Annotated in this window: 24 protein-coding genes; 4 read left to right on the top strand and 20 right to left on the bottom strand. The window is 44.5% G+C overall.

Features of this window, described 5'->3' with window-relative positions; genetic code table 11:
* Position 1: 1 nt before the first annotated feature.
* From QQK21_RS14940 to QQK21_RS14880, 13 genes are read right to left on the bottom strand one after another with little or no spacing between them, the layout of a single operon-like run.
* Positions 2 to 1,195 carry a vWA domain-containing protein gene (locus QQK21_RS14940; RefSeq protein WP_284192983.1) on the bottom strand — a complete coding sequence of 398 codons (1,194 nt, stop codon included), beginning with the start codon at positions 1,193 to 1,195 and terminating at the stop codon, positions 2 to 4.
* Entirely contained in the window at positions 1,188 to 1,772 is a 585-nt protein-coding gene (tadF, locus tag QQK21_RS14935; RefSeq protein ID WP_284192982.1) for a tight adherence pilus pseudopilin TadF, read from the bottom strand. Before tadF ends, QQK21_RS14940 begins: the two co-directional genes overlap by 8 nt.
* Positions 1,762 to 2,196 (bottom strand): TadE/TadG family type IV pilus assembly protein, encoded by a 435-nt coding sequence (locus QQK21_RS14930; protein ID WP_284192981.1) that lies wholly within the window; start codon positions 2,194 to 2,196, stop codon positions 1,762 to 1,764. The genes tadF and QQK21_RS14930 overlap by 11 nt, the downstream gene beginning before the upstream one ends.
* On the bottom strand, positions 2,196 to 2,924 hold the full coding sequence (locus QQK21_RS14925; protein ID WP_284192980.1) for a tetratricopeptide repeat protein: 729 nt from the start codon (positions 2,922 to 2,924) through the stop codon (positions 2,196 to 2,198). Before QQK21_RS14925 ends, QQK21_RS14930 begins: the two co-directional genes overlap by 1 nt.
* The gene (locus QQK21_RS14920) at positions 2,921 to 3,775 is read right to left on the bottom strand and encodes a type II secretion system F family protein (protein ID WP_284192979.1); all 855 of its coding nucleotides are present in this window, start codon (positions 3,773 to 3,775) and stop codon (positions 2,921 to 2,923) included. Before QQK21_RS14920 ends, QQK21_RS14925 begins: the two co-directional genes overlap by 4 nt.
* On the bottom strand, positions 3,772 to 4,677 hold the full coding sequence (locus QQK21_RS14915; RefSeq protein ID WP_431313123.1) for a type II secretion system F family protein: 906 nt from the start codon (positions 4,675 to 4,677) through the stop codon (positions 3,772 to 3,774). The genes QQK21_RS14920 and QQK21_RS14915 overlap by 4 nt, the downstream gene beginning before the upstream one ends.
* Positions 4,677 to 6,002 carry a TadA family conjugal transfer-associated ATPase gene (locus tag QQK21_RS14910; protein ID WP_431313121.1) on the bottom strand — a complete coding sequence of 442 codons (1,326 nt, stop codon included), beginning with the start codon at positions 6,000 to 6,002 and terminating at the stop codon, positions 4,677 to 4,679. The genes QQK21_RS14915 and QQK21_RS14910 overlap by 1 nt, the downstream gene beginning before the upstream one ends.
* Entirely contained in the window at positions 6,002 to 7,165 is a 1,164-nt protein-coding gene (locus QQK21_RS14905; protein ID WP_284192977.1) for a nucleotide-binding protein, read from the bottom strand. The genes QQK21_RS14910 and QQK21_RS14905 overlap by 1 nt, the downstream gene beginning before the upstream one ends.
* The gene (locus tag QQK21_RS14900) at positions 7,165 to 7,791 is read right to left on the bottom strand and encodes a CpaD family pilus assembly lipoprotein (RefSeq protein WP_284192976.1); all 627 of its coding nucleotides are present in this window, start codon (positions 7,789 to 7,791) and stop codon (positions 7,165 to 7,167) included. The genes QQK21_RS14905 and QQK21_RS14900 overlap by 1 nt, the downstream gene beginning before the upstream one ends.
* 7 nt (positions 7,792 to 7,798) lie before the next feature.
* Entirely contained in the window at positions 7,799 to 9,211 is a 1,413-nt protein-coding gene (locus QQK21_RS14895) for a type II and III secretion system protein family protein (protein WP_284192975.1), read from the bottom strand.
* Positions 9,212 to 9,229: 18 nt separating this feature from the next.
* The gene (cpaB, locus tag QQK21_RS14890; protein WP_284192974.1) at positions 9,230 to 10,069 is read right to left on the bottom strand and encodes a Flp pilus assembly protein CpaB; all 840 of its coding nucleotides are present in this window, start codon (positions 10,067 to 10,069) and stop codon (positions 9,230 to 9,232) included.
* Positions 10,070 to 10,090: 21 nt separating this feature from the next.
* Positions 10,091 to 10,273 (bottom strand): Flp family type IVb pilin, encoded by a 183-nt coding sequence (locus QQK21_RS14885; protein WP_114784101.1) that lies wholly within the window; start codon positions 10,271 to 10,273, stop codon positions 10,091 to 10,093.
* Positions 10,274 to 10,311: 38 nt separating this feature from the next.
* Positions 10,312 to 12,918 carry an Lcl domain-containing protein gene (locus tag QQK21_RS14880; RefSeq protein ID WP_284192973.1) on the bottom strand — a complete coding sequence of 869 codons (2,607 nt, stop codon included), beginning with the start codon at positions 12,916 to 12,918 and terminating at the stop codon, positions 10,312 to 10,314.
* 162 nt (positions 12,919 to 13,080) lie between these two features.
* On the opposite strand from QQK21_RS14880, the gene QQK21_RS14875 reads away from it, so the two are divergent.
* The 4 genes from QQK21_RS14875 to QQK21_RS14860 all read left to right on the top strand — a co-directional run bounded on the left by QQK21_RS14875 (position 13,081) and on the right by QQK21_RS14860 (position 19,387).
* Positions 13,081 to 15,186, top strand: coding sequence for a hypothetical protein (locus QQK21_RS14875; RefSeq protein WP_284192972.1), 2,106 nt, complete (start codon positions 13,081 to 13,083; stop codon positions 15,184 to 15,186).
* A gap of 163 nt (positions 15,187 to 15,349) precedes the next feature.
* Positions 15,350 to 16,072 carry an oxygen-insensitive NADPH nitroreductase gene (nfsA, locus tag QQK21_RS14870; RefSeq protein ID WP_284192971.1) on the top strand — a complete coding sequence of 241 codons (723 nt, stop codon included), beginning with the start codon at positions 15,350 to 15,352 and terminating at the stop codon, positions 16,070 to 16,072.
* Positions 16,073 to 16,510: 438 nt separating this feature from the next.
* A complete protein-coding gene (locus QQK21_RS14865; RefSeq protein WP_284192970.1) occupies positions 16,511 to 18,262 on the top strand; it encodes an SgrR family transcriptional regulator in 1,752 nt (583 codons plus the stop codon).
* A gap of 189 nt (positions 18,263 to 18,451) precedes the next feature.
* Positions 18,452 to 19,387: a hypothetical protein gene (locus QQK21_RS14860; RefSeq protein ID WP_284192969.1), complete on the top strand. Its 936-nt coding sequence runs from the start codon at positions 18,452 to 18,454 to the stop codon at positions 19,385 to 19,387.
* A 6-nt stretch (positions 19,388 to 19,393) separates the two neighbouring features.
* On the opposite strand, the gene QQK21_RS14855 is transcribed toward QQK21_RS14860, so the two are convergent.
* The 7 genes from QQK21_RS14855 to QQK21_RS14825 form a co-directional block, all read right to left on the bottom strand.
* On the bottom strand, positions 19,394 to 19,765 hold the full coding sequence (locus QQK21_RS14855) for a VOC family protein (RefSeq protein ID WP_284192968.1): 372 nt from the start codon (positions 19,763 to 19,765) through the stop codon (positions 19,394 to 19,396).
* Positions 19,766 to 19,991: 226 nt separating this feature from the next.
* A complete protein-coding gene (locus QQK21_RS14850) occupies positions 19,992 to 21,116 on the bottom strand; it encodes a response regulator (RefSeq protein ID WP_284192967.1) in 1,125 nt (374 codons plus the stop codon).
* Positions 21,106 to 24,303, bottom strand: coding sequence for a response regulator (locus QQK21_RS14845; protein WP_284192966.1), 3,198 nt, complete (start codon positions 24,301 to 24,303; stop codon positions 21,106 to 21,108). The genes QQK21_RS14850 and QQK21_RS14845 overlap by 11 nt, the downstream gene beginning before the upstream one ends.
* A complete protein-coding gene (locus QQK21_RS14840; protein ID WP_284192965.1) occupies positions 24,296 to 24,880 on the bottom strand; it encodes a SpoIIE family protein phosphatase in 585 nt (194 codons plus the stop codon). Before QQK21_RS14840 ends, QQK21_RS14845 begins: the two co-directional genes overlap by 8 nt.
* A gap of 2 nt (positions 24,881 to 24,882) precedes the next feature.
* Complete coding sequence (locus QQK21_RS14835) at positions 24,883 to 25,293, bottom strand: anti-sigma regulatory factor (protein WP_284192964.1); 411 nt, start codon at positions 25,291 to 25,293, stop codon at positions 24,883 to 24,885.
* Positions 25,294 to 25,318: 25 nt separating this feature from the next.
* Complete coding sequence (locus tag QQK21_RS14830) at positions 25,319 to 25,672, bottom strand: STAS domain-containing protein (protein ID WP_284192963.1); 354 nt, start codon at positions 25,670 to 25,672, stop codon at positions 25,319 to 25,321.
* 6 nt (positions 25,673 to 25,678) lie between these two features.
* Positions 25,679 to 26,599, bottom strand: coding sequence for a protoglobin domain-containing protein (locus tag QQK21_RS14825; RefSeq protein WP_284192962.1), 921 nt, complete (start codon positions 26,597 to 26,599; stop codon positions 25,679 to 25,681).
* Positions 26,600 to 26,805 lie beyond the last annotated feature (206 nt).

Genomic DNA, 26,805 nt, shown 5'->3' with positions numbered 1-26,805 from the left:
CTTATTTCTGACCAAAGTTAAGAGTCGTGTCGTAGTCGACATACAACATCTTTGAAAAATACTCATCCAATTCTTGGCTGTTGGCTGCAGCCAGAACTTGACCTTTTAATTGAGTGTCTATTGCAGCATTGGCACAGCGACGAAATTGCTTTAATCGGTGATCGGGAACATTAAAGCCAATAAAGTTGAGCTGAATACCAAATTCATTGGCCAGACGGTCACAAATCCCCGCCGAAATAAGCGTATCCAGTCTAGAGCTGGCATCAACACCATCTGTCATCAAAATGAGTTTTTGTACAGGGCGAGTTGAATAAGGGCGATAACCCCATTCTTGACGCCATTTAGGTATGAGCTGGCGAGCCCCCCAAATCAATCCTTGATATGAACTTGTTCCGCCGATCGTTTCCAAATTATCGATGGCATGTTTAATCTCTCTCATATTGTCAGTTAATGGCACCAATGGCGAAGTACCACTGCAATCAAATAGAAACTTTTCTTGTGCCTTAAGCTCTACTTTTTTTTCGGAGTAAGTTGTGTCCAAATTAGCCACGGTTTGCTTGGCAGAAAACACCTCGTTTTTGTCCTTTGAGATACCGTTAGCACACAGCACACCGCGCACATTGGCCCAAGTGGGGTCTTTCACGGAAACACCGTCAGAGAAGGGGACAATTGCGATACTCACCGCTCTACGTCCAGCAAGCTTCACGTTGTTGTATTCGAATCGCCCAATGGCCCGTCCAAGAATACTTTTTAACGTGTCTATCGAGTCCGCCATTGAACTGGAAATATCAAGAACTAAGGCCATTTCTGTGGGGGTCACTTTTGCGACATGTTGAATATAAGCACGCTCTAAAGCGTTAGAGTGAGCCGAGTAAGCTCCTTGGCCTATACCGATCAGAGAAAAAGGTCCATCGAGATGATAGCGGATACTGATTTCACAATCAGACCCAAGCTGAGACTCACCAAGCAGGCCTTTGATATTCGGCTGGTAATAATCAAGGTAGGCCTGAGGAAGTGCGGGGATTGCGCTGGCACTGTACGTACAGGCCAATGCTGCAGCATCGGCCGCTTGCATGGCTCGATTGTGAAGCTGAATATTCAGTCCAAGCATAATAGTGGTCAGAGCCAAGGCAAGCAATGGTAGCAACAAGGCAAGAAAAGACATAGAGACCGAACCATGCACCCGCCTACGCACTGTATCTTCTCCCAATAGCAACCGCTTGACTTTGAAGCTTGGTGGGAAATGGTAACTCCAACCATTTTAAAATAGGGCTCACAGATTCTAGAGGTTGAGAAACACACACCGTCACCTGATACAGATTGGCCGTTTTGCCTTCAAGAGAGGCAACTCTACTGTGGCTAGTTGGAGCAAGCTCAGCCAGTGACTCTATTGGCTTTTCAATTTGGCACTCATTCCCCGCTCTCTGCGTAATGACTTCAGCTTGATCTTCAGTAAAAAACCGCATTTCCAGCACTAAACCCAATTTACTGAGATCCAGTTCTGCAGGCATTGAGGGCTTTGCCAAAACCATTAAGTGCTCTGCGCTATCTTGGTGGTAACTTTTTACATGTCCATTTGCTACTAAGGCTCGGGATGCCGCGCTCACCAAGGAGTATGCGGTACTGTCTAAGCGAGTTTGCAGATACAAGATTTTGTAGACGGCGAACAGCCCTAATATCAGCACAAGCAGCCCGAGAACCATCAAAGGAAATTCGATTACCGCCGCACCGCATTGTTTGCTGGGTCGACATTTGCAAAAGTCAGCCATCATAGCTCACCATTACAGTACGGCTCAAAGTTGTGAGCGCAGGAAAAGCTTGCGTCAGCTTTGCAGCCAAAAGAAATCTGAATTGATAATGGATGTGATATTCGGCAACCACAGCATACTGTGCACTCACCCACTGCTGCGAAGCCAAAGATGCCACGCTATCGGCATAACGCGGTGTATCGACTTGAATATTTTCCAGAGTCAACAAAGGAAATTCAGCAATATGTGTGCGTATTTGCTCCTCTACAATCGCAGAGGGAACCATAGTCCGAACGCTACGAACCGCTGACATCACCGCAGATTCAAACACCATAGTTACCCACATCAACCGGACAACCTCAAAGACAACTAACACAACCATCATTAGAGGTAAAATCACCATGGCAAACTCAATGGTCTGGCTGCCTGACTGACTGCGAAATGTCATCAGTCAATTCCCTTCTCAGCGAGAGTCTGATAGTAGGCGAGCGTGGGCTCTAACTCTGATTGACTGAGTTCCCCCATCGCTATCGTTTTCGCCGCATCCAGCTTGCCATTGGCGGCATAAGATAACGCCAGATTAAGCCGAATCTTACTCGTTGCCTCACCCCGCATATAAATAGGATACAAAATTTGAATGCTGTGTTCGGCTTTCCCCTCTAAAAGCCATCCCAAGGCGAGATTATTGCGATACTCTAAGCTATCTGGACGAAGGTTTATTGCCTGTTGAAAAGCGTCACGCGCCTTTAGATAGTTTTTTTGCAGAGAGTAAGTCACCCCTAAACTATTCAGAGCAACATCATCCTTATTATTATTATCAACGGCCTTACGCAGGCTGTCTGTCGCGGCTTGAATATTACCTAAAGCAAGATATGCTCGGCCCAATTCTCGATCAAATTCTGAAGAGGGAGCCAAGGCACTGCCTTTGTTGAGATAATGCAAAGCTTCATCATAACGTGCAGCTTGGTTACACGCACTGCCAGCCAAAAACAGTAGCTGAGCGTCACTTGGATTTTGCTTGAGCTTTTGCTTGTATATCTCTAAGGCATTGTCAGCATGACCATTTGTCAGTGCCGTCTGCGCAAGCTGTAAATCTTGATCAATGGGCGGTATTTCGGTTGACTGGCAACCGACAATCAAGGTGACTAGGCATAAGATTATTAATGATGACTTCATAATCTCTCCAATGTTTCAAACAGGCTTAATACAACAGGAGCAACGATCATCACCACCACAGGCAACATGATCAAAACCACAAGCGGAAACGACATTTTTGCCGGGATTTTTCCCGCCCACTCTTCGAGTTCTAACAATTGATAGTGACGACTGTCTGCCGCCATTAGGCTCAACGCCTGTGATAATGGAGTCCCAAATTTCAGCGCTTGAGACATGGTTACCACCATATTATTGATATCCGAAAGCGCCAATCTATCGTCTAAATTGGCGAGAGCTTGCAGCGGAGAATCAAGTAGCGCCATTTCGGTCGCTGTCTGGCACCACTGACGAGAAAGTGCAGGCGAAACCGTAGCCATCTCCTCGCCCACAACGCGAAATGCTTTTTCCAAAGTCAATCCAGATGCAACACAAACAACCATTAAATCAAGGGCGTCAGGCGTTACTCTCGCTATTTGACAGCGAACGCGTTCTACCCACATTTGTAATAGGCGATCAAGCAAAATTCCCACGACTATTGATATCGCAATGCATTGAGCAATATCGCCCACAGCCCCATTCAAATCTCTCAACATAAACCAGATCCATGCCCCTAGAAACATGAAAGCAAACCTAAACACAACAAACTGGGTCTCAGCATAGTCATGATTAAATCCAATCAAAGATAACTGTTTGCGACGAGATGGATCGGATTTCCAGCGCCATCTGTTCGTGTGTCGATGAGCTGATAAGGAAATGCAACTGACCTGAGCAAGGCGGCGCTGAACAACGTCTTGCTGCCGTGCCCAATAAAAGCACACCATGGAACTGAGAACACCAATAACAATAAGAGAAGTCGCTAGCACTAGGATCATGAGAACTTCCTGTTTTTGGTTAATGAATGAAGGCTCAAACCACCCAAAACCAAACTGATAAAGCAATACAAAACGACCCATTGACCATTTTCGCTGTAGATGAGCAGATCAAATAACGACACATCAATCCACGCGATTGCTGCAATGAGGAAAATGGGTAGGAGTGACAGAAATTTCGCCGTCATTCTTGGCTCAGAGGTAATGCTAGCAACCTTTTTTCGCATTGCACGATTGTCATGCATTGTTCTGCTCAGATTATGCAAGATATCTCGTAATTGCCCACCATTGCTTTGGTTGAGCACGAGTGCCACCGTGAAATATCGAAAAGTGCTGTAGGGTAAACGAATGCAAGCCTGATCCAATGTCTGGCGCAGCGGCATCCCAAGCGCCAAGTGGTCTGTAATAAGGGTAAACTCTCGTCCTAGGATGCCATCTTGGGTATTCGCTACCTGTTCTATCGCCTGAGGAACCGATAAACCAGCCGCCACCGCTCGACTAACCAGCCCAAGCACCTGAACGATTCCGCACTCAAATTCTTCAACTTGCTGCCTGCGACGCAAACTAAAAACCGCGCCAAACAAACCAATCGCGCAAGACAATGCCAAACCAATTTGCCAATACCATTTTTGAGGTGGCAACCACCAAAATACCAAAAATGCTATTGTGCAAAAGCTAAACATTAACATCAGCTTGTCTTTACGATGCAAAAGAGCTTGAGTTCGACGGTAAAACCCACCCAATCGACCTCCCGAATATTGCGGCTTAACAATCGCTTTTGTGCTTCTTGCTCTCGGCTGAGGAATATACTTTACTAGCCTTGCTTTAATACTGCGACGAAGCATGCAGTAATGGGCTGTCATGACCAAGATACATAGACACCAAACAATGCCCACCATCATCATCACGCTAACCCCATCGCCAAACGCAGTTGAGAATCCAGCTGATAATATTGGGCTTTGGCCATAAAAGAAGGAAGACAGCGAGCACTTACATATTCGCCCTGCACTTTTCCTTGATGATCTTCACCCGCAATATCAAAATGATAGAGATCTTGGGTCACATATTGTTCAGCTTCGATACCAATCACTTCAGTAATCGTAACCACACGACGTTTTCCATCACGCATCCTTTCGACCTGTACTATCACATCGATCGTGTCAGCGATCTGCCGCCGCAAAGCAAACAAAGGCAGCGTCGATTGCGCCATCATGAGCATGTTTTCAACTCTGACTAAGGCATCCGTTGGCGAATTAGCATGTAAAGTAGATAAAGACCCATCGTGACCTGTATTCATCGCCTGCATCATTTCAAAGGCTTCTTCACCTCTAACTTCACCAAGTATGATGCGATCAGGACGCATCCTTAAGGCATTCCTAACCAGCTCTCGCTGGGTAATTGCTCGAAGTCCTTCAACATTTTCACAGCGAGTTTCTGCCCGTACAACATGAGGTTGTTGCAGCTTAAGCTCCGCCGCATCTTCAATAGTAATAATGCGCTCATGAGGAGAAATACTAAACGACATCGCATTAAGGAGCGTTGTCTTGCCTGCCCCAGTTCCCCCAGCAATCAGTACATTCAATCGACAACGTACGATGACATCGAGCAAACGCATCATCCCCTCACTCATAACATCGTTTTGTGCCATTTGACTTAGGGATAGTTTTTCATGATTAAATTTACGGATGGAAATACACGTACCATCGAGGGCCAGTGGCGGTATCATCACATTAACACGGCTACCATCTTCCAAACGTGCATCGACCAAAGGTGAGCTTTCATCGATGCGTCGACCCACTTTACTAACAATGCGCCTTGCCAAGTTAAGCAGTTGTTCTTCCGAGCGAAATTCAATCGCGGTTTTATGTAACCTACCGAGCTTTTCAACATACACTTCGTTTGGCCCATTGACCATAATATCGCTCACGCTAGGATCATCAATGAGTGGCTGGAGAGGCCCGAGTCCCAAAAGCTCATCAACTAATTGCTGGACAACTTTGGCCACTTCACGATGACCAAGCGGAAGCTGGTAGGTCGCAACCACATCGGTCACTAAGGAGAGAATTCGTGACTCAAGCTCACTTGAAGTGAGTTTGACAACCGTACTTGCCTCAATTGCATTCACCACCTTCGAGTGAATCAGCTGATAGTGCTCACGAATTGGGTCCAAATGAGACGTGAGAGGCTGAGTATTATTCATCGCTTCTTTTGCCCGAGATGACTTAAACATCAAGCACCTCGCTTCCAAAACTGAAAGGATCTAGGACTTTCAATACCCACCACATGATCCGCCAACAAGGAGAACGCTCGACTGACTTTACGGTTTCCTTTAATCGCTGACTGACCCAGCGCACTTTTATTCAAAAAATGCAGCGGTGCAAATGGGATTGAGACATCGATTTCTGCGCCCAAAGCTCGCTGAATATCATTACGTGTCAGCAAAGAAGATTTATCCGATTTGGTATGGTTGACGACCACCAAGTTAACCTTGTTAGGATCGGCATGTCCCCCACAAGATAGTGAACTTAATATCTGCCCTGCGTTGCGAATGGATGCCAAGCTCGTTTCTACGACAATGATACGCACATCAGAGCTTTTGAGTGCACTCATACCCACCTGATCTCTTAACGAAAATGATGGAATATCAAAAATCATATAGTCGGCATGGTAGAGGCAAAATTTGCTCAGATGCTCAAGTGCACCTTTCTCTGGCCAAAAGGGATCAGTGTCTAAAGCGAGGTAGCCCGTTAATAGGGAAAGGTTAGCTTCGACACGAATGCTACTGCGCTCTAGTACCACAGGCTCAAGGCGTTCAGGATATTGCAACATCTCAACCAATGCCGTGTTACCTTGCACATCAAAATGTAAGTCAAGATCGCCTGCAGAAAAGTCAAGATCCACCGCTGTCACTGAATGTTGTCGCTGGCTTAATGTGCGAGCCAAACTTGCAACTATTGTCGATGTGCCTACCCCACCTTTGCTGCCCACAACAGACACGCGCCGACCACTTAATTGCGCCGATGCTTGGCCATGAAAATCCACCAAGGAGAGCCCCTGTTGAGAAACGGGATTGACTAAATATTCAATGGCTCCGGCGGCGCATACACTGCGATAGTAAGGAATTGTCTCATCATCACCAATAACCACCACTTTGCACCCTGTGCGGCGACTGATGTCACTGACCCAATCTTGAGCAGCTTCAAGTGCCATCCCAACGACATCTAAAGCCACGATCTTGTAGTTATCTGCTAGGACTTTTTTAATAATATGCTCGCGTTCTAATGACACTTGAGTCAGTTGAGTTATCCCTTGCTCAGCGAAAGCCAAGCTTAAGTGATAAGTATCCAGAGAAGGAGAGGCAGCAACCAATACAGAGAAATTATCGACGTTCATTACTCGTTACCTGCTGTGATATTGGAATTAGACGCGGTAGCTCGGCCAGTATCACTGTTGGTCGAAGGGCTAATATAGGCATCAAGCACCGCCACTGCTTTTTCTCCATTGGCAGGCCCTAAGTTTTCACCAAGTACTAAATCTTTAGGGTTGGCGACCATTTGAGCCAAAGCCGCAGCGTTAGTACAGCCAAAAGCCTGATGTGACCTATATTGATTAAACACCACAGGCGGCAGTTTACTGGCGCCGCAATTAGCCACTTTGGCACGAAATGATTCAACAATAACCTGAACATCGCCTTGTTGATCAGCGCTGATACGCTCATTTGTTATTTTGTTGTTGGCAATGCCCTGCGCCAGTAGGACTTGCCGCAATTTTTCTATCTGATCGAGCCTTTGAGCGGAATCGCTAACTAACTTGACACGTAAACCATAGGGATTACCTCGCTTAGCAATAAAGTCTTCTACTTTAAGGATTTGCTCAACAGATAACTCATTGTTATCGAGTGTAAGCGTCAGTTTATTGGTGACAGCGACCACATCAATAGCGGGTTGGCGAGCGATACGGTCATGCACGCATCCACCGAGCACTAACAAAACAGGCAAAACAAACAGTTTTAGTTTCATATACACCTCAGTAGTAAAATCCATTATCACCTAACAAACGTGGCTTACGATTGTCGGTGTAGGCCTCGTTACCACTACTTGTGCTTGTGGTGCTCTTTTTGCGTGGCAATGCCAGTAGTCTTTCCAAATCACTTTGTGGGATCAGAGTATCTGTCGGCAAGGTCAAGTTATCGCTGCGGACAGGCTCGACCAAATAGGCCGTAGCAATAATGATCAATTCAGTTTCTCGGCGCAGATATTGGTTAGAGCGGAACAAAGCACCCAAGACCGGTATATCACCGATTCCCGGCACTTTTTGTAACTGTTCTATTTCACTGCTTTGCAGTAAGCCACCAAGAGCGAAACTTTGTCCGCTTGCTAACTCGATAGTGGTTGATGCTCTGCGAGAGGTGAAAGAAGGCAATACACTGCCATTAAATACTGCTTGGTTTTCCACCGAAACACTGCTTACCTCCGGCTCTACTTTCAAGCTGATGCGATCAGGCCCGAGCACTATGGGTTTAAAATTAAGGTTTACACCAAAAGGACGGTATTCGACCCTTGCAGTATCGCCTTGAATCAGGGGAATGGGCACTTCTCCACCAACAAGAAAGCTCGCTTCTTCACCGGAAATGGCCGATAAGTTAGGTTCTGCTAGTATGGACATATCACCCGTAGACGCCAAAGCATCGACCAAAGCGCTAAAATCAGGTTTCGTCCAACTGCTGGCTCCAGATGGCTTGTTATACATAAAGCTCCCTATCATATTCTCAGCACTGCTGCCTTCACCCATGACCGAGCCCCACTTTATGCCCAGTTTGTTGGAGACATTTCGTGAAACCTCAGCAATACGAACACGTATGTTGACTTGAGTTGGCATAGTGACAAGCAGTTGATTAATTAATTCATCGTTATTTTCTGTGCTTGGCTGGACTTGTGTAGCTGACGAGTCGCCAGACTGAGAAGAATCATTGTCACTTGTGCCTTGCAGAGCAATAATCGGAGAAAGATATCCTTTCGCCACATTCACTATGCTGTGCGCCATGGCCGGACTGGGTACTGAGCCTTTAAGCCATAACTTTCCACCCAAGGATTCAGTCTTGACTGAAGCCTCAGGAAACTGATTTTTAATCAGGCTATCTAACTCTTGAGTATCATGAACAACACGGATCTTATTGCTGTAAATCACCTGCTCTTTATCATTCAAAATGGTCATTGTCGCTGTGCCAGCCTGCTTACCAAACACCATTAATTTGGTATTTGTCATTGGCTGATAGTCAGCAATATGCGTGTTAGAAATGAAAATCGATTTTGCCTTTTGGGGCAAACGCACCATCTGCGCTTCATTTATATTCACTTCAAGCGCCGACGCCCATGAAAAGCATGTGAAAAACAAGCCAGGAAGCAATAACGAGCCCCACCAGCGCAGTAATGTAGTCATTGGTTGTTCCTGAGATTGTTAGTTATTTTTGTTATTCGGACGAAGCTCAATCAAATCCACATCTGGTGCGATTTTTTTGCTTTGCGGGTTAAGCTGCGTCGAAGTGATCATGGCGTTAACGGGTTTGGTCAAATTCGGTTCTCCAGCACCGCGCAAAGACAAAGTAAGGCGGCCAAGTTGATTGGCTAAAACAATTTGTGTTGCTTGCTCTGGCGTAACTTCAAGGGAGACTGAGCTGTTATCGGGAATTTTAGCGCCGTAGTCTCTGCGCTGCTCTTGAAACCCTTCTGATGATGACAAATTGTTGAAAGCAAGAATACGCACATTATGCGCAATGGTACTGACATATAAGCCTTCAACCTGATTGTCATACTTTTTCAGTTCACTGAGCTTGGACGCCAAGAGTAACACGTCAACTTTATCTCCCGGTTGAACAAAGCCTGAGTTGGCCGTGACTTGATCAACAGGCACAGATATAGCTCGATAACCTGACCTGACTTTTAGTGCCAGTGACACACCGCCTCTAGGTGGTGTTAAATCCGCAGAACTAATTACCTGACCTTTCTCAATCGCAATATGCGCAATCCCAGTAGAAAGGTGAGCAGACTCAAGCTCATCTTCTGTAATGTAATCTAAATAATCATCCAACTCATTTTGGGGCACTGCCTGCCAACGAAACATGGTGGTGCTATACACATCGCCTGCTTCAATATGTTGATTTGAAACCAGAACTCGCTTAAACACCGCTGCAGCTTGGTTAGCCTCAGGTGACTGAGGCCTAGGTGAGTTTAAAAGCAGCAATCCTATCCCTATCCCTGACAATAAGATAGACACCAACATCAATCGCTTCGCTGTCATGACTTGTCCTTGTTTGTCTTTTTAATTGCCGGAGTCTTGAGTCTGTTCGAGTGACTCAATCACAGTGTCATAGGCGCCTACAATTGCTCTTGTCAGCTTGCCATCGCTGCCACCCACAAATGAGAGTAGAACCACAGACATGGCCGCGGCTAAAATAGCGTATTCAATCGCTGCTGCCCCACGTTGCTTTGTATTACGTAACATTAATAAACTCCTGAAATGCTGTTCAGCCTCATTTAGACTTAAGGGGTTGCGATAAAACGGTATAGGTATTTGTTACTATCAAGACCAAATTGGCGATCTTTCAAATTCATATGGCTAAAGCTATTATCCGACGTAGATCTAATAGAGATAAAATATGTCTCTAACATCCTAGGAGGTGTGATGTTAGGATCCACGACTTCGCTGTAAACAAATAAATCTCTATCTATCGGTAATAGGCTAGTTAGCTCACTAATACCCTGTAAACGCCAATTCGAAGCTCCACACACTTGGTTTGAATTCTGGTTGTTTAAACGATCCATAAGCTCGCTTTGAGAAACTAATCTCTTACTATTGTCGTTATCATCAAACAACTGCCAAATATGACCTGTCACAAGGTTTTTTGCGCAGCTTGCCTCTACGCGGTTTTCCACCAACCCACCACTTACATCTAAATATTGCCATTGATTAGGTAAAGTGTTTTCACTCACAAGACGCACCAGAGCCGCCTTACTACTAGCCAGCAGGGGCTTGGAGACCTCTTTGTCACTGTTATTGTATTTGTCATTGTCATTGTCATTTATTGACGCATAGGAGTAAGCCGTTTGTTTACCCTCTTGATCTGGCTTAGAAGACCAATAATAAACTGGCTGATTGTACGGATGATTGACAAATATATTGGTGTCGATACTAAGGCCTTTATCACTTAAATATCCGGAGGGTTTAACATACCCAGAGGCTAAACTTTGTAACTGAAGTATAGTGGGGACTTTCCAATCACTGACCCCGCAAAGTGCCTCTTGATTGACTTTTGAAATATACCCTTGGGGGCCTAACACATTTTGGCTTTCATCACCGCTGCCTTGATACGCGAAATACTCAAGTGCGTTTGCTTCAACCTTGGGCAGTAACATCCAAATTCGTCTTCTATCACCTGAGCCAAGCTCTAATACGCAGCGCCAACCATGCTCGTAGGTAGCATCTTTGGCCAAATACAGCCCTGCTTTGTCCAACTTGGCATACTGTTTACCGGCCGCATCAATAATCATGGCTTCAGATTGCGAGACAATCTCCCCTGAGTTTAGCGCCTTTTCTCGAGCCTCTGTAATAAGCTGCTCGATATTTTCCTTATCGTAGTAACTCAACAAATCGTATTTATCTATCAGCACCAAGGCACCATTACTTTTGAGGTTTGGTAAACTCTCCAGCCAAGCGTCTAACTCAACCTGAATCTGTTGGTAGGTTACAAAGTCCTTGTGAAGACGATTGGCGCCAATCTGCAGGTTTCTACCATCCGGAGCCGCATCCAGCGCTGCTATACTACTGGCAATAATAGCGTTTTGCTGCTGGAGTTTAGTTAGGCTATCAACCGCTTGCAGCTCTTTGAGTAAGGCCGTTGCGACTAAAAAGTTCTTCTCATATTCACGCCAGTCACTAACATAGTTGTTCACTTTTAACACAAACTCTTGACTTATGCTGTCGCGACGATTTTTTGCCAAAACCGCTTGCTGAATAAAAAAAGTCATCGCGGGTTGATGCCCAGAATAGATATCTTGCCATGATGCCAAAGCGCTACTTAATAGGGTTTGATACTGGTCGTTGTCAGCGCTAAGTCTGGTGTAATCAACATCGGTATCATCTAACAAGCTTAGAAGGTTCACCACGGCATCGCGAGCTTGTTGTAAACGATAAGCTTGCTCACTTAATCGAACTGTCTGAGTAATCTGGGCACCATCAATCTCATTGACTAAATGAGCGCCAGCAGGCAAAGACCATACAGCAAACCATTGGTGGGCGAGATTTGGACTAATATCGCCTTCCCCTGATTCTTTAATAGAAACGAGAGTCCCATTTCGATTGGCGACTAGATAACCTGAAAGGCGATTGATTACAAAACTTCTGACGTTTTCATCAACCGTGCGACTTCGCAATCTTTTTGCTTCGTCAGCCTCGATAAGTCGCGACCCCTTAATATTGCAAGCATTCATTGCAGACACTTTATCACTCAGCTCATCGAACGTTTGCCGATTGTAACTTTGGCTCTTGGCCCAAAAAATAGGCTCACCAGATCCATCTGGCTTATATTCTGCAACGCAGTTCGCTCGTGTGTAGTCCCAGCCCTTATCGCCAAAGGTCATCACTTGGTTTATGTTATTCATAGGAACAAATTGCAACGTAACAAACTCACCTCGACTGGTGCTGGTGGCAAAAAGAGTCTCGCTAGGTGGAGTTGGCATACCTTCAAGCGCATTTTGCTTTACGCGTATGCCAACCTTATTTTTTGCGTATGCTTGCGGGCCAATAAACTGAGGTTTGGACACCACCGTCTGCCATGTACTTCCACCATCAGTGGTATATTCATAGTGCTCTGGCTTATCAAAAGTGACACGCGAGTTCCAAATACTCACACTGAGGTCGTCCCAAGAAATCATATTTGCGTAGATAGGGTTATCACCTGACGTTGAACGGATCACCATATTTTCTGGTGCGGGGAATTTGGACTTATTGTTAGAAGAGATATGATCTGTCGTCGTGCTGGCAGCAAGGTTAGTAGAGTCAAGCTTGGGGTCGGACTCATTACCTCCTCCGCACCCAGCAATAAAAGCCGCACAGGCGATAATACCAAAGGTTTGAGCGACTATTTTCACGACCAATTACTCCTAAAACTTTGTGTTCCCTACAAAATCAGGCCGAGATACTAATGCAAATGATATTTAGTATCAATATCATTTGATCTTTTATTTGCACCAGTGATTAAATAAGCGGCATCAATAACACTCCTAGTTAAAATTAATAAGCCATTAATTAACATGAACAGAAAACCGACTCCATGCATCATTGCTCTTGCTGTCTCTAGCGCGATTTCACTCTCTGGGTGTGGTGGTGGCAGTGATAACTCAGCCACTCCCCCTACTCAATCAAGCTATATTCACCACAACCAACAAACATGCGCCGACACAAACTTTGATGGCCAATGCAGCCAATATGAGCAAAAAGTATTGCTGAGCAACAGCTACCCCAAAATGCTTAATATCGGTGGCGCCACCCTGACCGCTCCGGCAGAAATTGAGATTATTTCTCCCTTTACCACCTTAATACACAGCGAGATGCTTTATAATCCGCTAGTACAAGGACAAGCAACTAGTGCCAAAGCATACTTGCAAGTCAAACTGGGTAATTACGTGGGAGTGAATTTTAATAATCTAGACATTAACTATGGACCTCAGCATCAAAGCCAACTATTGATGCAGTCACTTATCCAGGCTCAGCAAAGTGGCCCCAGTGGCGCATCACCCATGGTCAAAATCGCTCACGCCCTCGATGTGATGATAAAGTATAAAACGCTGGATTTAAGTTCAATCAACCTTGCTCAAGAAAACTCACAACAACTGATCGTTGACGGGGCGGTACTAATACATGGTTCTCAACAAGACACTGGCCTTAACTCACTGAAATCGATTGCCCTAAACCCAGCCAATAACAAACTGCTCTATCTTGATGAGTTGGATGTGGTTAAGGAACTGAGTACTTCCGTAACGAGGGCGTCTGGACTGGCAAGTAGCCAGCAAGCTGCGCCAAACCGGATGAGGAATCACGGCCCAGAGTTAAGAACAAGCTTGCGGAGTGACGATCATCAATCAGACCACCACGATGATTTCGGTGGTAACGCAAGTAACCTACCGCTTTTCGATAAAGATACGTCGAGGGAATTCAAACAGGTATTGCCTGCATTAAATAGCATTCAATCGTACAAATTGTACAACCCACAAAATCACTCAATACAAACCAGTTCGTGTGAAGCGAGTGGAGGCAATGGCATTTTGCTCACCAGCCTCAAAGACAACACAGCGCACAGCAGTTCCGCCGGTTCCCCAAACCCAGTGACGATTCAACCCGTTGCAAGAATTGACACCATAGGCGGCGCATCAGGCAGTGAATTGCCCACCTTACCTCCTGCACCTGTCGTGATTGAACCATCTTCTGCGGCTTGCTACAACGACAACTTTGAATGGATGAAACCTCTGTATTTGCAAAGTAGCCTGTTAGTACGTTGGGATAATGGCTTGGACACGACAAAGGATCAACTTTGGCTTTTAGACGACATAAGCCTAAATAAATTATCCTGGCTAGACAATGTGCAAGCATCCGAAAAAAACGTCATCGTATCTAAAGATGAACAAGATATTCTTCTTATTCCAAACACTGACAGCCAAACAAACGGAGCATTAAGTGCTAGGTTAATCTCTGTGAGTAATCGCACTTTTGGAACACCATCAATCATCAGTCTGCCAAACGATGGAGATTACGCTACCGTGACTACTGCCAGTTTCGCAGCCGATCAACATATTGTGTTTGCCTTACACAACCAAGACAAAACCAAGCACAAAATCATTTGGGTCAAACAAAACGAGCCGAGTACGCTCTTATCTTCGATTGAAAATAAGGGGATTATCAAATATCTAGAGTCATCGCCCAATGGCCTGTTCACAATCGCTGTAACAGAAAAAAAACTCTACTTATTGAATAACCAAACTCAGCAAGTTGCAAAAACAATCGACTTTGATTCGGCAAGAACAACCCACTTATTTGTTCAAAACGATAAGGCCATTGCCATTGGTGACGGCCAACTTGATTATTTCCAGTTTGCCAATATTTCGGGGCCAACTTTAATCGTCGCGACTCACCTTCTTACCAAGGAATTAGTCCAAGACTGGGGCAAAGCACAGCAAGGTCCTGTAACTTTATATGATGTGCTAGTTCAAACTCCCCAATACACCAATTTGGCCACCCACCATACCCTCACTCCCTTCGAAAACATCGATTTGGAATGGAATATACTAGATGGCCGGATAAGGAGCGTGAACATCAGTGGCAATTACCGAGGAGAAAATATCACGATTACCAAGCCACTGTAAGTTAACTGTATATTGGCCTACTTTAGCGTGGTAGGCCACGCCATTTGATTCAACGCTGACTCACTATTTCTTAACAGTCGCAAACTTTCACTCACCAATAGCTCGACATTCAGACTCTGTGTCGATATGTTTCTCAATCTTGTTATCGCAAAAGGACCCGCCCATGACCCCAACTATAGAGACCATTTTATCTCATCGTTCTATTCGTAAATATACTGAGCAAGCAATTGAACCTGAGCAGCTAGACACCATTATCCAAGCTGGGCTCGCGGCTTCTTCATCGAGTATGCTTCAAGTCGTGTCTATTATTCGAGTGACAACCCAAGATAAACGAGAACGTTTAGCAGAACTGGCTGGCAACCAACCCTATGTGGCAAGTGCAGCAGAGTTTTTGGTCTTTTGTGTCGATTACCACCGACATTTTACTATCAACAATAAGGTGAACACTGAGTTCACAGAACTGACTCTCATTGGTGCTGTCGACTGTGGAATCATGGCTCAAAACTGTCTTTTGGCGGCCGAATCTCTTGGTTTAGGTGGCGTGTATATTGGTGGCCTGCGAAATTCTGCATCTGAGGTCGATAAACTGCTGGAACTACCCAAGCATTGTGCTGTTTTGTTTGGTTTATGCCTCGGCTATCCGGCTCAAGATCCGCAAATAAAACCCCGCCTACCAGCAAAAGTTATCGTGCATGAAAATAGCTACCAGCCACTAAAATTAGATGATGTTCATGACTATGATAAGAAAATGCAAGACTATTACACCAATCGTAGCTCTAACCAGAAACAAAGTACTTGGTCTGTAGAAGTCACCAATAAACTCGTCGGTGAGTCCCGCCCTCATATAAGAGGTTATTTAAATAGCAAAGAATTGGCAAAGCGCTAGCTTTCCTCAATAAAGTAAAAAGCAGCACTAACTTTAATGTTCTTGGGGGTATCAGGAGCATTTTTATGTTAGTGCTGCAGAGTTACTCTCATCTATTTGAATGTTCTTAATCTAGCTCAACCTTGGTAGATAAAATCAAACTACCACTGGCACAAATTAATTAAGGCCAATATTGCATAGCGTTCCCACCGGGATTGAGTGGTCCTTAACCGCGTATAATAGTGGTCTGCCATATAGTTATGCTTACTCATATTCATCGCTAATCCTCCCTTGTTGCCTCAACCATTATTACCTCTTATGAGGAAGCTTAAAACTGAGACATTTAATAAATAACCTTCCCGTTTTTAATTAAAATGACAATAAAAGCGCTTATTATCGCTAGAATTTGATAAAATGAGGAAAGAATATATAAATCCAATTCTGTATTTTAGGAACCGTATGTCAGATCTTAATTTGCTGCGTTACTATGCTCGACTGGAACCATTGGGCGTCGGTGAAACCATCAAAACAGCGCTACCACATATCGCTGAACGCCTGTTTACCAGCCACCGCCATGCAAGGAATTTGCTCAATCAAATGCAGCAATTGGAATGGTTATCTTGGTCACCTAAAGTAGGAAGAAATCAACGATCAGCCCTAGTCCTCAACCTGACTCTCTCTGATCTGAAATCTCAATTGGCAAGTAAACGCATACTGCAAGGTAAATATGAATTAGCTTTAACCATTCTTGATAACGACCAAAAAGCCTTTGGACGATTATTACAAAGCACTTCTGGAGCCACTTTACGTGAAGGGTTGTTGCACATACAGCTGACTTACAAACGCTCTTTTGAACGCTTGGTGCCCCACCAACTGCAACGATCCAGTGAGCGCTATTTATTAAGACAAATCTATTGTTGTCTTGTCAGCAGCGATTCAGAGGGCCACTTAGCCCCTGAGCTTGCACACCACTGGCAATGTGATGATAATGGCCTTCAGTGGACCTTTTATCTCAGGCCAGGATTAACTTTTCACAATGGGGCCCCAATTGATGCTGACAGTATAGTGAGTCTGTTTGCTAAATTGTCAACGCTCCCCAATTACCGCAGCGAGCTAACTCATTTAGTCAGTGTCAGTTCACCGCTAACCAATAAGGTTGTGTTCGAATTTTCCAAACCAGATTTAGGGTTTGGTGGCTTAGTCTCTGATGTAAAATACGCAATCCAACCCACTAGCCAAGTCAACAATGCTAACCATTTCACCATAGTGGGCTCAGGAGCGTTTGAGGTCCGAGAACATCAAGACGATCGTTTGTGCCTACAAGCATTTGATCGTTATTACGGCTGCCGAGCTTTAACTGATCAGGTCACTATCTGGAAGCTGAATGAAAAAGAGTTAACAGGCCGACAAATTCAAACCAATCAGCCAGGTGTTGAAACAGGTAATGGCTGTCAATATCAGCTATCACGTACTAATATCAGCCACTCCCATCCCAATACTCAGCAATCTAGGATAGAAGATGGATGCATGTTTATCCTGTACAACCAAGCCACAGAAAAAGCGCTTGATGAAAAACAAAGACGCTATTTATCTTCCCTTCTCAACCCCAAATGTGTTTATCATCAGCTCGAATTAAACCAAACACTCTTTGGTTGCGAAGAAGCACAAAACATTCTGCCGTTATGGCGATCGGTACTCAGACCACAAGTGTCACAAGCCACATTACCTAAGAATATCAACATTGCGGTATACGACTATAACGCACTCAACCATTGCGCGTTTGCCGTCAAAGACATCTTGGCTAAAATGGGCATAAAGGCAAAAATCAACACCTACTCCTATCGCCAGTTAAATGAACTCGCTCAGGCAAGTCAGCTCAAAGAAAGCTTAGTCATTACCAACATTAATTTGGATGACAATCGCCATTCTTCTGCCTTTTATAATTTATATACCAATCCTGTACTTCACTATTGTATCGGCCAGCAGGCGAAGCAGTGGTTAGTGAACTCACTTGAGCAAATCCGAGAACATACTCCTCTTACCCAATACCTTGATGCCATCGAACCCATCGCATCAACATTCATTCATCAGTACTGGTTAACACCGCTATTTCATCATCGTCAGACACTCAGGTTTCACGGTGTGCTCAACAATGTTGAACTCACTAATTGGGGCTGGCCTGATATCAAAAATGTTTGGTCAACAGACTAAAATGAGCCATCTTACTTTTCATAATGTCTTAGAACTCATCACAAGAAGGGCAATTTGAGTTCATTGTCACGCACCATGAACAAACCCATGAAACTCAGTTTGAACTTTGAAATCTGTCACAGGATATCGCTTGAATTTCAACCTTGATAACGTATCTTTTTACACAACAACCACTGTATGGATGCACAGTTGAAAGAAGACAGATTTCAAATTCACTACTACTTTAACGATGATTCTCATTCCATGGATGCGTTAGTTCGCAACCGGTGTGAAATCGAGATTATTTCAATACTGATGGAAATCGCCAATATCCTCGATGTTTCACTCAAGGTAGAAAGCGAAGCGCGTTTAGAGGGGGGATTGCGAGATATATGGAAGTTCACCAATGCCAACGCAGGTATACTGTCTGTTATCGTCGGGGTTGCTTCTATTGCAATACCTCTATTGCCTAAATCAGACTCAGAGCTAGAACGACTGCAAAAAGAAGATTTACGCCTTAGTATTCAGGAGCGAAAACTGAGAATAAAGACGCTAAAACAGCAAGTTAGTCTTGATAAGGTGGAACCAGAATCGATCGAAAAAATGGCAGAAATAGTGAACGAGAACTACAAAGTGATTACCCAACGTTCCAACCTGTTTAAACATTTAAGTGAATACTCAAAGATCACAACAATTGGTATCAATGGGCTTAACTCTAGCGGTATACCTTCGTCTCCAGAATCGTTAATTCCACGTTCTGCATTTAAAAAATTCGTTTTACCTTCGCATAAACTGCCACCCCAAACCTTTGACGACGCGACAATTGAGATTATCTCTCCGGTACTCGGACAAGGTCGATATAAGTGGAAAGGAATATGGCAAGGTCAAAATATCAACTTTGCCATGGGTGATAAGTGCTTTAAGCAAGACGTATTAAATCAGAAAATGAGCTTTCAAAGTGGGTCCGTTATTCGATGTATTCTTAGTGTGAACTCTAAACTGGACCATACCGGAGAGATTGTTATTACAGAGTATTCCGTCACTACCGTTCTTTCCTTCGGTGTTGATAAAACACGACAAGGGAAAATACATCGCCACCAAACTGAGCTTGAAAAAGCTCAGTTTAATTTGTTTGAAAACGTATAATCTAGACTAGGCTGCAATCTTGTTGAGAAGCGTGACTCGAATACGATGCTCATCAGGGTCCTGCGCAACGAAGCTCATGCCGAAAGGCAATTCCGCTGGCTGCTGGGCAAATTCAACGGACTGTGTTTTCCAGCTTTGGTAGAGCGCCTGAAACGTTATTTGGTCTGCAACTAAAATGGACAACTCACTGCCCCCGCCCGTGACTTGGCTCTCTGGCACCACACTTTTGCTCTGTTTTAGCAGCACCCTTGTATCGTTGGCAAATATGATTTCCACACAAGTCGCTGACAAGGCCTTCGAATCACAACCAAGAATTTGAGTGTAAAAGTCTTGGCTAACCTGAACATCTTGTACGTAAAGAACAACTGAATCCATCATCAACATTTTATTTCCTCATTTGGACAAAGTAAGTGAACAGTGGCGCTAATATAATCCACATCACTGTCAAAACCTGTCAGTAGTGTTTTATTAAGCGCTAAAGAAAATTGTTTTCGCCAAACAAGAAAAAATAACGGGGATGTGAGAGGTTTCTGAATCATGTTTTAGTCTTCGACATACTTCAAAACCATCCATTTCTGGCATCAGAATATTTTGTTGGGTCAGGTCAAAAACCTTCATTACTCCCGTGGTTTTGGTGGTGATGTTCGTCATTGCTAAATCTTGCTGCGACATCTCTAAATTGCTCATGAATGTTCACAAACGAGTCAACGATTCTTGGGTCAAAATGGCTTCCTCTGCCCTCTGAAATGATCGATACCGCTTTTTCATGGCTCAATGCAGGTTTGTAGACACGATGAGAAATCAACGCATCATACACGTCTACAACCGCCATCATACGGGCACTCAGCGGAATTGCCTCCCCTTTGAGTTTCTGTGGATAGCCAGAACCATCCCACTTTTCTTGGTGAGAATAGGCAATTTCTTTGGCGTACACTAAGAAATCACATTGAAAATCAATCGACTCTTCCACAGTTTCGATCACGAGTTTACCAAGCTCGGTATGTCTTTTCATGATCTCAAACTCCTGGTCCGTAAGCTCACCTGGCTTTAGCAACACGTCATCAGGGATGCCGACTTTTCCGATATCATGCAGAGGGGCCGACTTAAACAATACATCCAACGTACTCTCATTGAGTTGGTCTAAAAACAGTCCTTCTCGAATCAGTTGTTCGCCTAACAAACGAATATAGTGCTGAGTCCGACGAATGTGATTGCCGGTTTCATTGTCACGTGTTTCGGCCAGAGATGCCATCGCGCCAATCGTGGCATCTTGCAGGGATTCCAGCTCGTGGGTTCTGGCTTTCACTTTGTCTTCCAACACTGTATTTTGCTGCGCCAGCTCCTCCATCGCGTGTTTGAGTTTGAGATGATTACGAACACGAGACATTAAAATGGGTGGGCTGATCGGTTTTAAGATGTAATCCACCGCTCCGACATCGAAACCTTTTTGCTCATCTTCAATCTGCGATTTTGCGGTCAGGAAGATTATCGGAATGTGTGCAGTTCTGGGGTCGGCTTTAAGTTGAATACACACTTCATAGCCATCCATCTCTGGCATCATGATGTCAAGAAGTACAATATCAGGCTGGTGAGACTGGCACGCAGAAATTGCCTGCATACCATTGGTGGCAATCAATAGTCGATAGGTTGAGCTGAGTAAACCATTAAGTAGGGAGCGATTTTCAGAGTTATCATCCACCACCAATACGGTGTCACGATTACCTTCCATTTTCCTCTCCCGAAAGCTTCCCAAGATCTAAAGAATAAGTACTCATGGCCTTTCTCAGTGATTTACTCGCTGACTCAAAATCATAGTCATTTACGCAACGGCAGCACGCATCAAAATCCTCAGACTTTAGTAAAGTGTCGAGTAGAGCGTGGTGCTCGTCAAGAAACTCGATCGCATAAGCGTCTAAACTGTCCAGCAGGCCGTCTAAGGTGTGGATAATCATTAGCTCTTCATCTTTTACTTCCAATCGCTTATCGCTACTTGGCTTTGGTCTGCCTAATGCCAACGCCAGATCCTGAAAAAAGTGCTCTAGATATCCATTCAGCTCCTCGTTCAACTTATCGATCTCCACTCTTTCTTTGCCATGCTGTATCGCCATTTCCAAGCGTGAAGCAATATCCGACAAGCGTATCGCACCTAAATTAGAGGCCGAGCCTTTCAGAGAATGGGCAATAATAGTGGCTTGCTCAGTATCTTGCTTATCCAGCGCAATAGTGAGTCTTTCTGGTGCAGAGATCTCTTTATCCATGAGCTGTGACAAGAGCCGGCGATAAAGTGTTTGATTTCCCGCCACTCTGAGTAGTCCATTCTTGTAATCGAGTGATTCCAATGTTTCTAGTGTCAGCGTCTCCGTCGGCTTGGGCGTAGAAGCGGATTCGATAGATAAATCAATCTGTTGAGCTTGAGATTGTTCAACATCAACAGGAGGTTCCTCTTTTTCGTTTGGCATTCGTGGACACCATTTCCTAATGGTGTTGAACAATATCTCAGGGTCAATCGGTTTTGAAATATGATCATTCATCCCTAAGTTTAAACAACGTTCGCGTTCTTCCACCATGGCATGGGCCGTCATCGCGATAAGCGGAATGGTATCGTAACTTGAGTTAGCGCGAATTCTATGGCTGGCTTCATAACCATCCAAAACGGGCATTTGTAAGTCCATGAAGACGATATCAAAGTGCGATTCGCCTTTTTCCATGGCTTCTAAATGATCGAGTGCTTCTTGGCCATTATTAGCCACTGTGACCACTAAACCATTGCCTTCCATCAACTCAACAGCAATCTGTTGATTGATTTCATTATCTTCAGTGAGCAGAACTTTCAGCCCTTTGAGATCATTTTTACTGTCATGAGTGGGTAGATCTTTCTTACGAACTTGCGCAGTTGGATTTTTATCACGACCAAACAACTCGACCAGCACATCAAAAAGGTAAGATTGCCCCACCGGCTTAGAGAGAGAACCCGCGATATCAAGATCATCTGTTGCGTCCAATACGTCTTCTTTGTCATAGGCCGTTACAATAACGATTTGCGGTTGATACTCACTGGCGAAGGATTCTCGAATCAAACGGCTGGTTTCTATGCCGTCCATTTCTGGCATGTTCCAATCCATAAAAATCAAATCAAACTTTTCACGCTGTTCCGAAGCTTGCCGTATGTAGTCCACCGCTTGTTGACCTGAGTTGGCGAGCTCCACTTTGCCGGGCAAGGTACTGAGCATTTCTTGCATAATTTCGAGTGCATGCTCATTATCATCCACCACAAGAATGCGTATTTTTTCCAGAGACTGAGGCACAATGCTTGGTACCGAGCTATTGGCAGGATCGGCTTTCACCAGCACATTGAAAATGAAATGGCTGCCTTTGCCCGCTTCACTTTCGACTCGAATTTGGCCGCCCATTAACTCCACCAGTCGGCGGCAAATTGAAAGGCCTAAGCCCGTCCCACCATATTTTCGTGTGGTACTGCCATCGGCTTGCGTAAAAGCAGTGAACAGGCTTTTCATCTGTTTATCCGTCATACCAATGCCGGTATCCGAAATACGAAATTCAAGTTCCACCGAATCTTCAACATTTCTAATGTGGTGCACGGCGACTGTGATTTCACCTTTCTCAGTAAACTTAACCGAGTTATTGACTAAGTTGATGATGATTTGCCCCAAACGCAGAGGATCGCCGATCAAACATCGAGGCGTCTCCCGTGGTAAATCAAAGATCAGTTCTAACCCTTTCTCAAATGCTTTCTGTCCTGTCACCATCGAAACGTTATGCAGCACGTCGTCGAGATAGAATTCCGTTGTTTCGATGCTTAGCTTACCCGCTTCAATTTTGCTGAAGTCGAGAATGTCATTGATGATGCCAAGTAAAAGTGTCGCTGAACTGTGAATTTTGGAGACATAATCATGCTGCTTGGGGGTAAGGTCGGTTTTTAACGCTAAGTGCGACATTCCGATGATGGCGTTCATCGGCGTGCGTATTTCATGGCTCATGTTGGCCAAGAACATCGATTTCACTTCAACCGCCTCTTCCGCTTTCGCTTTGGCGTCATTAAGCTCTTTTTCCACCGCCTTTCTTGAGGTGACATCACGTAGAAACAACGCCGCGTGGCACGCTCCATTGAGCTCAAAGATGGAGACCCCCAAATCGATCGGCACCATGTGTCCTTCTTTCGTTGTCGTTTCAACTTCGAAGAATCCGCCCTCAACGTCAGGCTGATTTTGTAATAACAGAGGGGCAGAGAGCACATGTGAAAGTGCATCAGGCAAACTCATATTGAGCAACGTTAAAATATTCTCTCCTGCTACCTCTTCACTGCTGTAACCATATACGTTTTGCGCAGTACTATTCCACAGTGAGATAGACAGGGATTCATCCACAATAGCGACACTTGATGGTGCGCCATCAATAATCGTGCGCGACAACTCTTCGCTGGCTTTAAGGTCTGAGGTACGCAGCTCAATTTCTTTCTCTAGCCCAGCTTGATGTTCGGCTAATTCTTGGTTTTTCGCTTTCAATTCCGACATCAACTCATCTCGGCTCTGCTTCGCCAAAAACTGTGTCAGTTGGTTTAAAATCTCATCAGACAGTGGAACTAATGAAGGAATAGCGACGCCGATGGCCTTATCATGGTGAAATGTATGAACACAAGCAGGGAATGAGCAAGTTTGCGGATCAAGCTCTGGGCTGGCAAGAATGACTTTCACGCTGTCATGAGCTAACTCGAACTTCAAAGTAAAACGTTGAATACCTGTGAGGGTAATACGGACAAACTCGCCGATACGCAGCATATGAATGTCGCATCGACAGGCATCATAGCCAAAGGTTTGCAAAATGGATAGTAATCGCTGGCGAATCAAAAAACGGCTACTTTCATTGTTTGTCAAGGCTAAAGAGATCGATTCAGTCATAATAGTACCTAACTGCAATTACCGTTGAATCATCATAAGACTTACCAAAATTGGTGGTTAAGAAGTGAGTAAACGAACCAAGGGAATGATATTGAAAGCTTCGGCAGGATTCTGGATCGATATTTTCCTTGATGCCATCGGTGGTAAAGAGAAACGTATCACCATCTTTAAAAACATCGTGAAACGGTTTGAGTGTTGGCAATAACTCTCCGACCACACCGGGTTGGGCTTGATACGATTGCCACTCTTCTCCGCAGCGGCGTACCAAGGTGTTGCCAATCGCGACCCCTTTGAACTGGTGTGTTAATCGGTCGAAATAAACCATTGTTATTGCCGCACCTTGAGATGTTAAAAAATGTTCATGCACTTTTTCCATCAACCACACGATATCACTGGAGCAGAGCTCTTTGATGTATGACTCCATTGCTCTTGCGGTTTGCGCTGCTTTTTCACCATGACCTAGAACATCAATAATGACGACCAAAAGCCCATGCTCAAATTCGTGAATCACAACCCCATCGCCAGAAACATATTCACCGCTACAAGGATCATTGACAGTAACAAAGTCAAACCCCATCGTCACACCCACTTTTCGGCAACAATCGTGGTGCCTTTATCTAACTCGGTCGTCAATTCAAAGCTATCCATCATACGTTTCACTCCTGGCAAACCAAGCCCTAATGACTGCCCTGTACTGTAGTGGTCCCTGAGCGCATCTTCAACGTTGCAGATCCCCGTCCCTTTATCTCGAACGGTTACTCTCAGACCAATTGTTTTGCCGTTTGTCAGTTCAGAAAGCTCTACCCAACCAAACTCTGCGTACTTCACCACGTTCATTGCCAACTCTGATACCGACGTAGATATTTCACTGACTCGCCCTTCATCAAAGCCCAACTCACGCGCTATGTTGTAACATCCCATCACCGCACTCATCACGTCGGTTTCTGATGCTATGTAATAGGTTTGTAGGCTCCTGACCACCTCTACCATATTTCTTTTCCATGACTAGCCATCATCATTCCAAATAAAGAAACCCCTTCTCTAAATCAGCAACACACTGAGTTGAGGCGATATCAATACCGATGTCCATAAGGCCTATTACAACCCCCGGTCGAAGACCAACGAGTATGCAGCGTCGCCCCATTACTTCTACGGTTTTCACTAAATCGCACAGGCGGTGCATACTTTCTCCATCCAGCGTTTTTACTCCCGATAGCTCAATCATGACCCCTTTCGCTCTGGTCGATTTCACCGCATCTAAAAGATCAAGGCTGAAATCTCTCAGCGTGCTTTCGGTGAGATCAACTTGAATAGAAGCGATCAACACATCTTGTAGTTTGGAAATTGAAATCGCACTTTGCATCGTCATCACTCACTACTCATGAGTAAAGTGTTTCAAACCGCTCACGGTCAGTCCGACAATTTTGAATGCATTTTCTAGCGCATCTCGTAAGGTTGCATTGGTACGAACCTCTCCAACATTGATACCCAATTGAACCATTGTGTGCGCAATTGCGGGGGAAACGCCAGAGACCAGACAATCACAACCCATTAATTTTGTTGCTTTCGTTATTTTAATAAAGTGATTGGCCACCGCGGTATCGACGACCGCAACACCAGAAATATCCATAATAAATATTTTGGCTCTATTCTCCGAAATCTTATTAAGTACTGCTGACATAATATCTTGGGCACGTTTTGAATCAATAATGCCGACGATTGGTAACATCAAAATATCTTGCCAAATCATCGTAACCGGTGTCGACATCGTTAATAATGCTTCACTCTGTTCAGATATGCGTTTATTAATTAAACGCGAATAGGTGTCTACCACTATAGTGGTATCTAAATGCAATAATTTAGTAAATGCCGTCACCAATGAGCTGTATTCATCACTGTATAAACTGCCGTCGTACATTCTTTTGGTAAATATCACCATCGAGATGTTCATACCAGCAAAATAGGTCGGCAATGACAAACCCACGCGCGCGTGAACATCTCCGACCCTTTGTCTATCTTTAAGATAAGCCTTGTCTACCCTAGCCTCAAAAAATGTCCTCCAATACTGGAGCTGGGATGTTTTTACACGTTGTAATTTTTGCGCATCATCGAAATACTGCTCGTACTCAGGGGTATTTCTAAGCCAATCATAAAAGTGCTTAACATACTCATCTAGTTTGGGCTCCATAATTTGACCAAATTTACGAATCAGTGCTAAATCCGCTTCGGTAAGATCATGAAGCTTAAGAAGTTCATCTGTATCCTCAACTTTATTTAATACACTTCCCAGTGACATATCAGCTTCTCCACCTTTCGTATACTGTGTTTTTCAATAATAGACCAATGCCAATAAAAGCAATGGGCAATATTAAGGTTTGTACTTTTTCCAAACTGGGGGGATTTGTGGGTATTGCTCTTGAGGTGGTGCGAGAGATACAAACAATGCGCTTTGGACTGATACTGATGAGTCGACCTACAACCTAGAAAATCGATAAAGTTAGT

Source organism: Vibrio zhanjiangensis (assembly GCF_030161235.1).
Taxonomy (GTDB): domain Bacteria; phylum Pseudomonadota; class Gammaproteobacteria; order Enterobacterales; family Vibrionaceae; genus Vibrio; species Vibrio zhanjiangensis.
The sequence above is the reverse complement of the archived record's forward strand: the minus strand, read 5'-3'. Positions and strand labels throughout refer to the sequence as shown.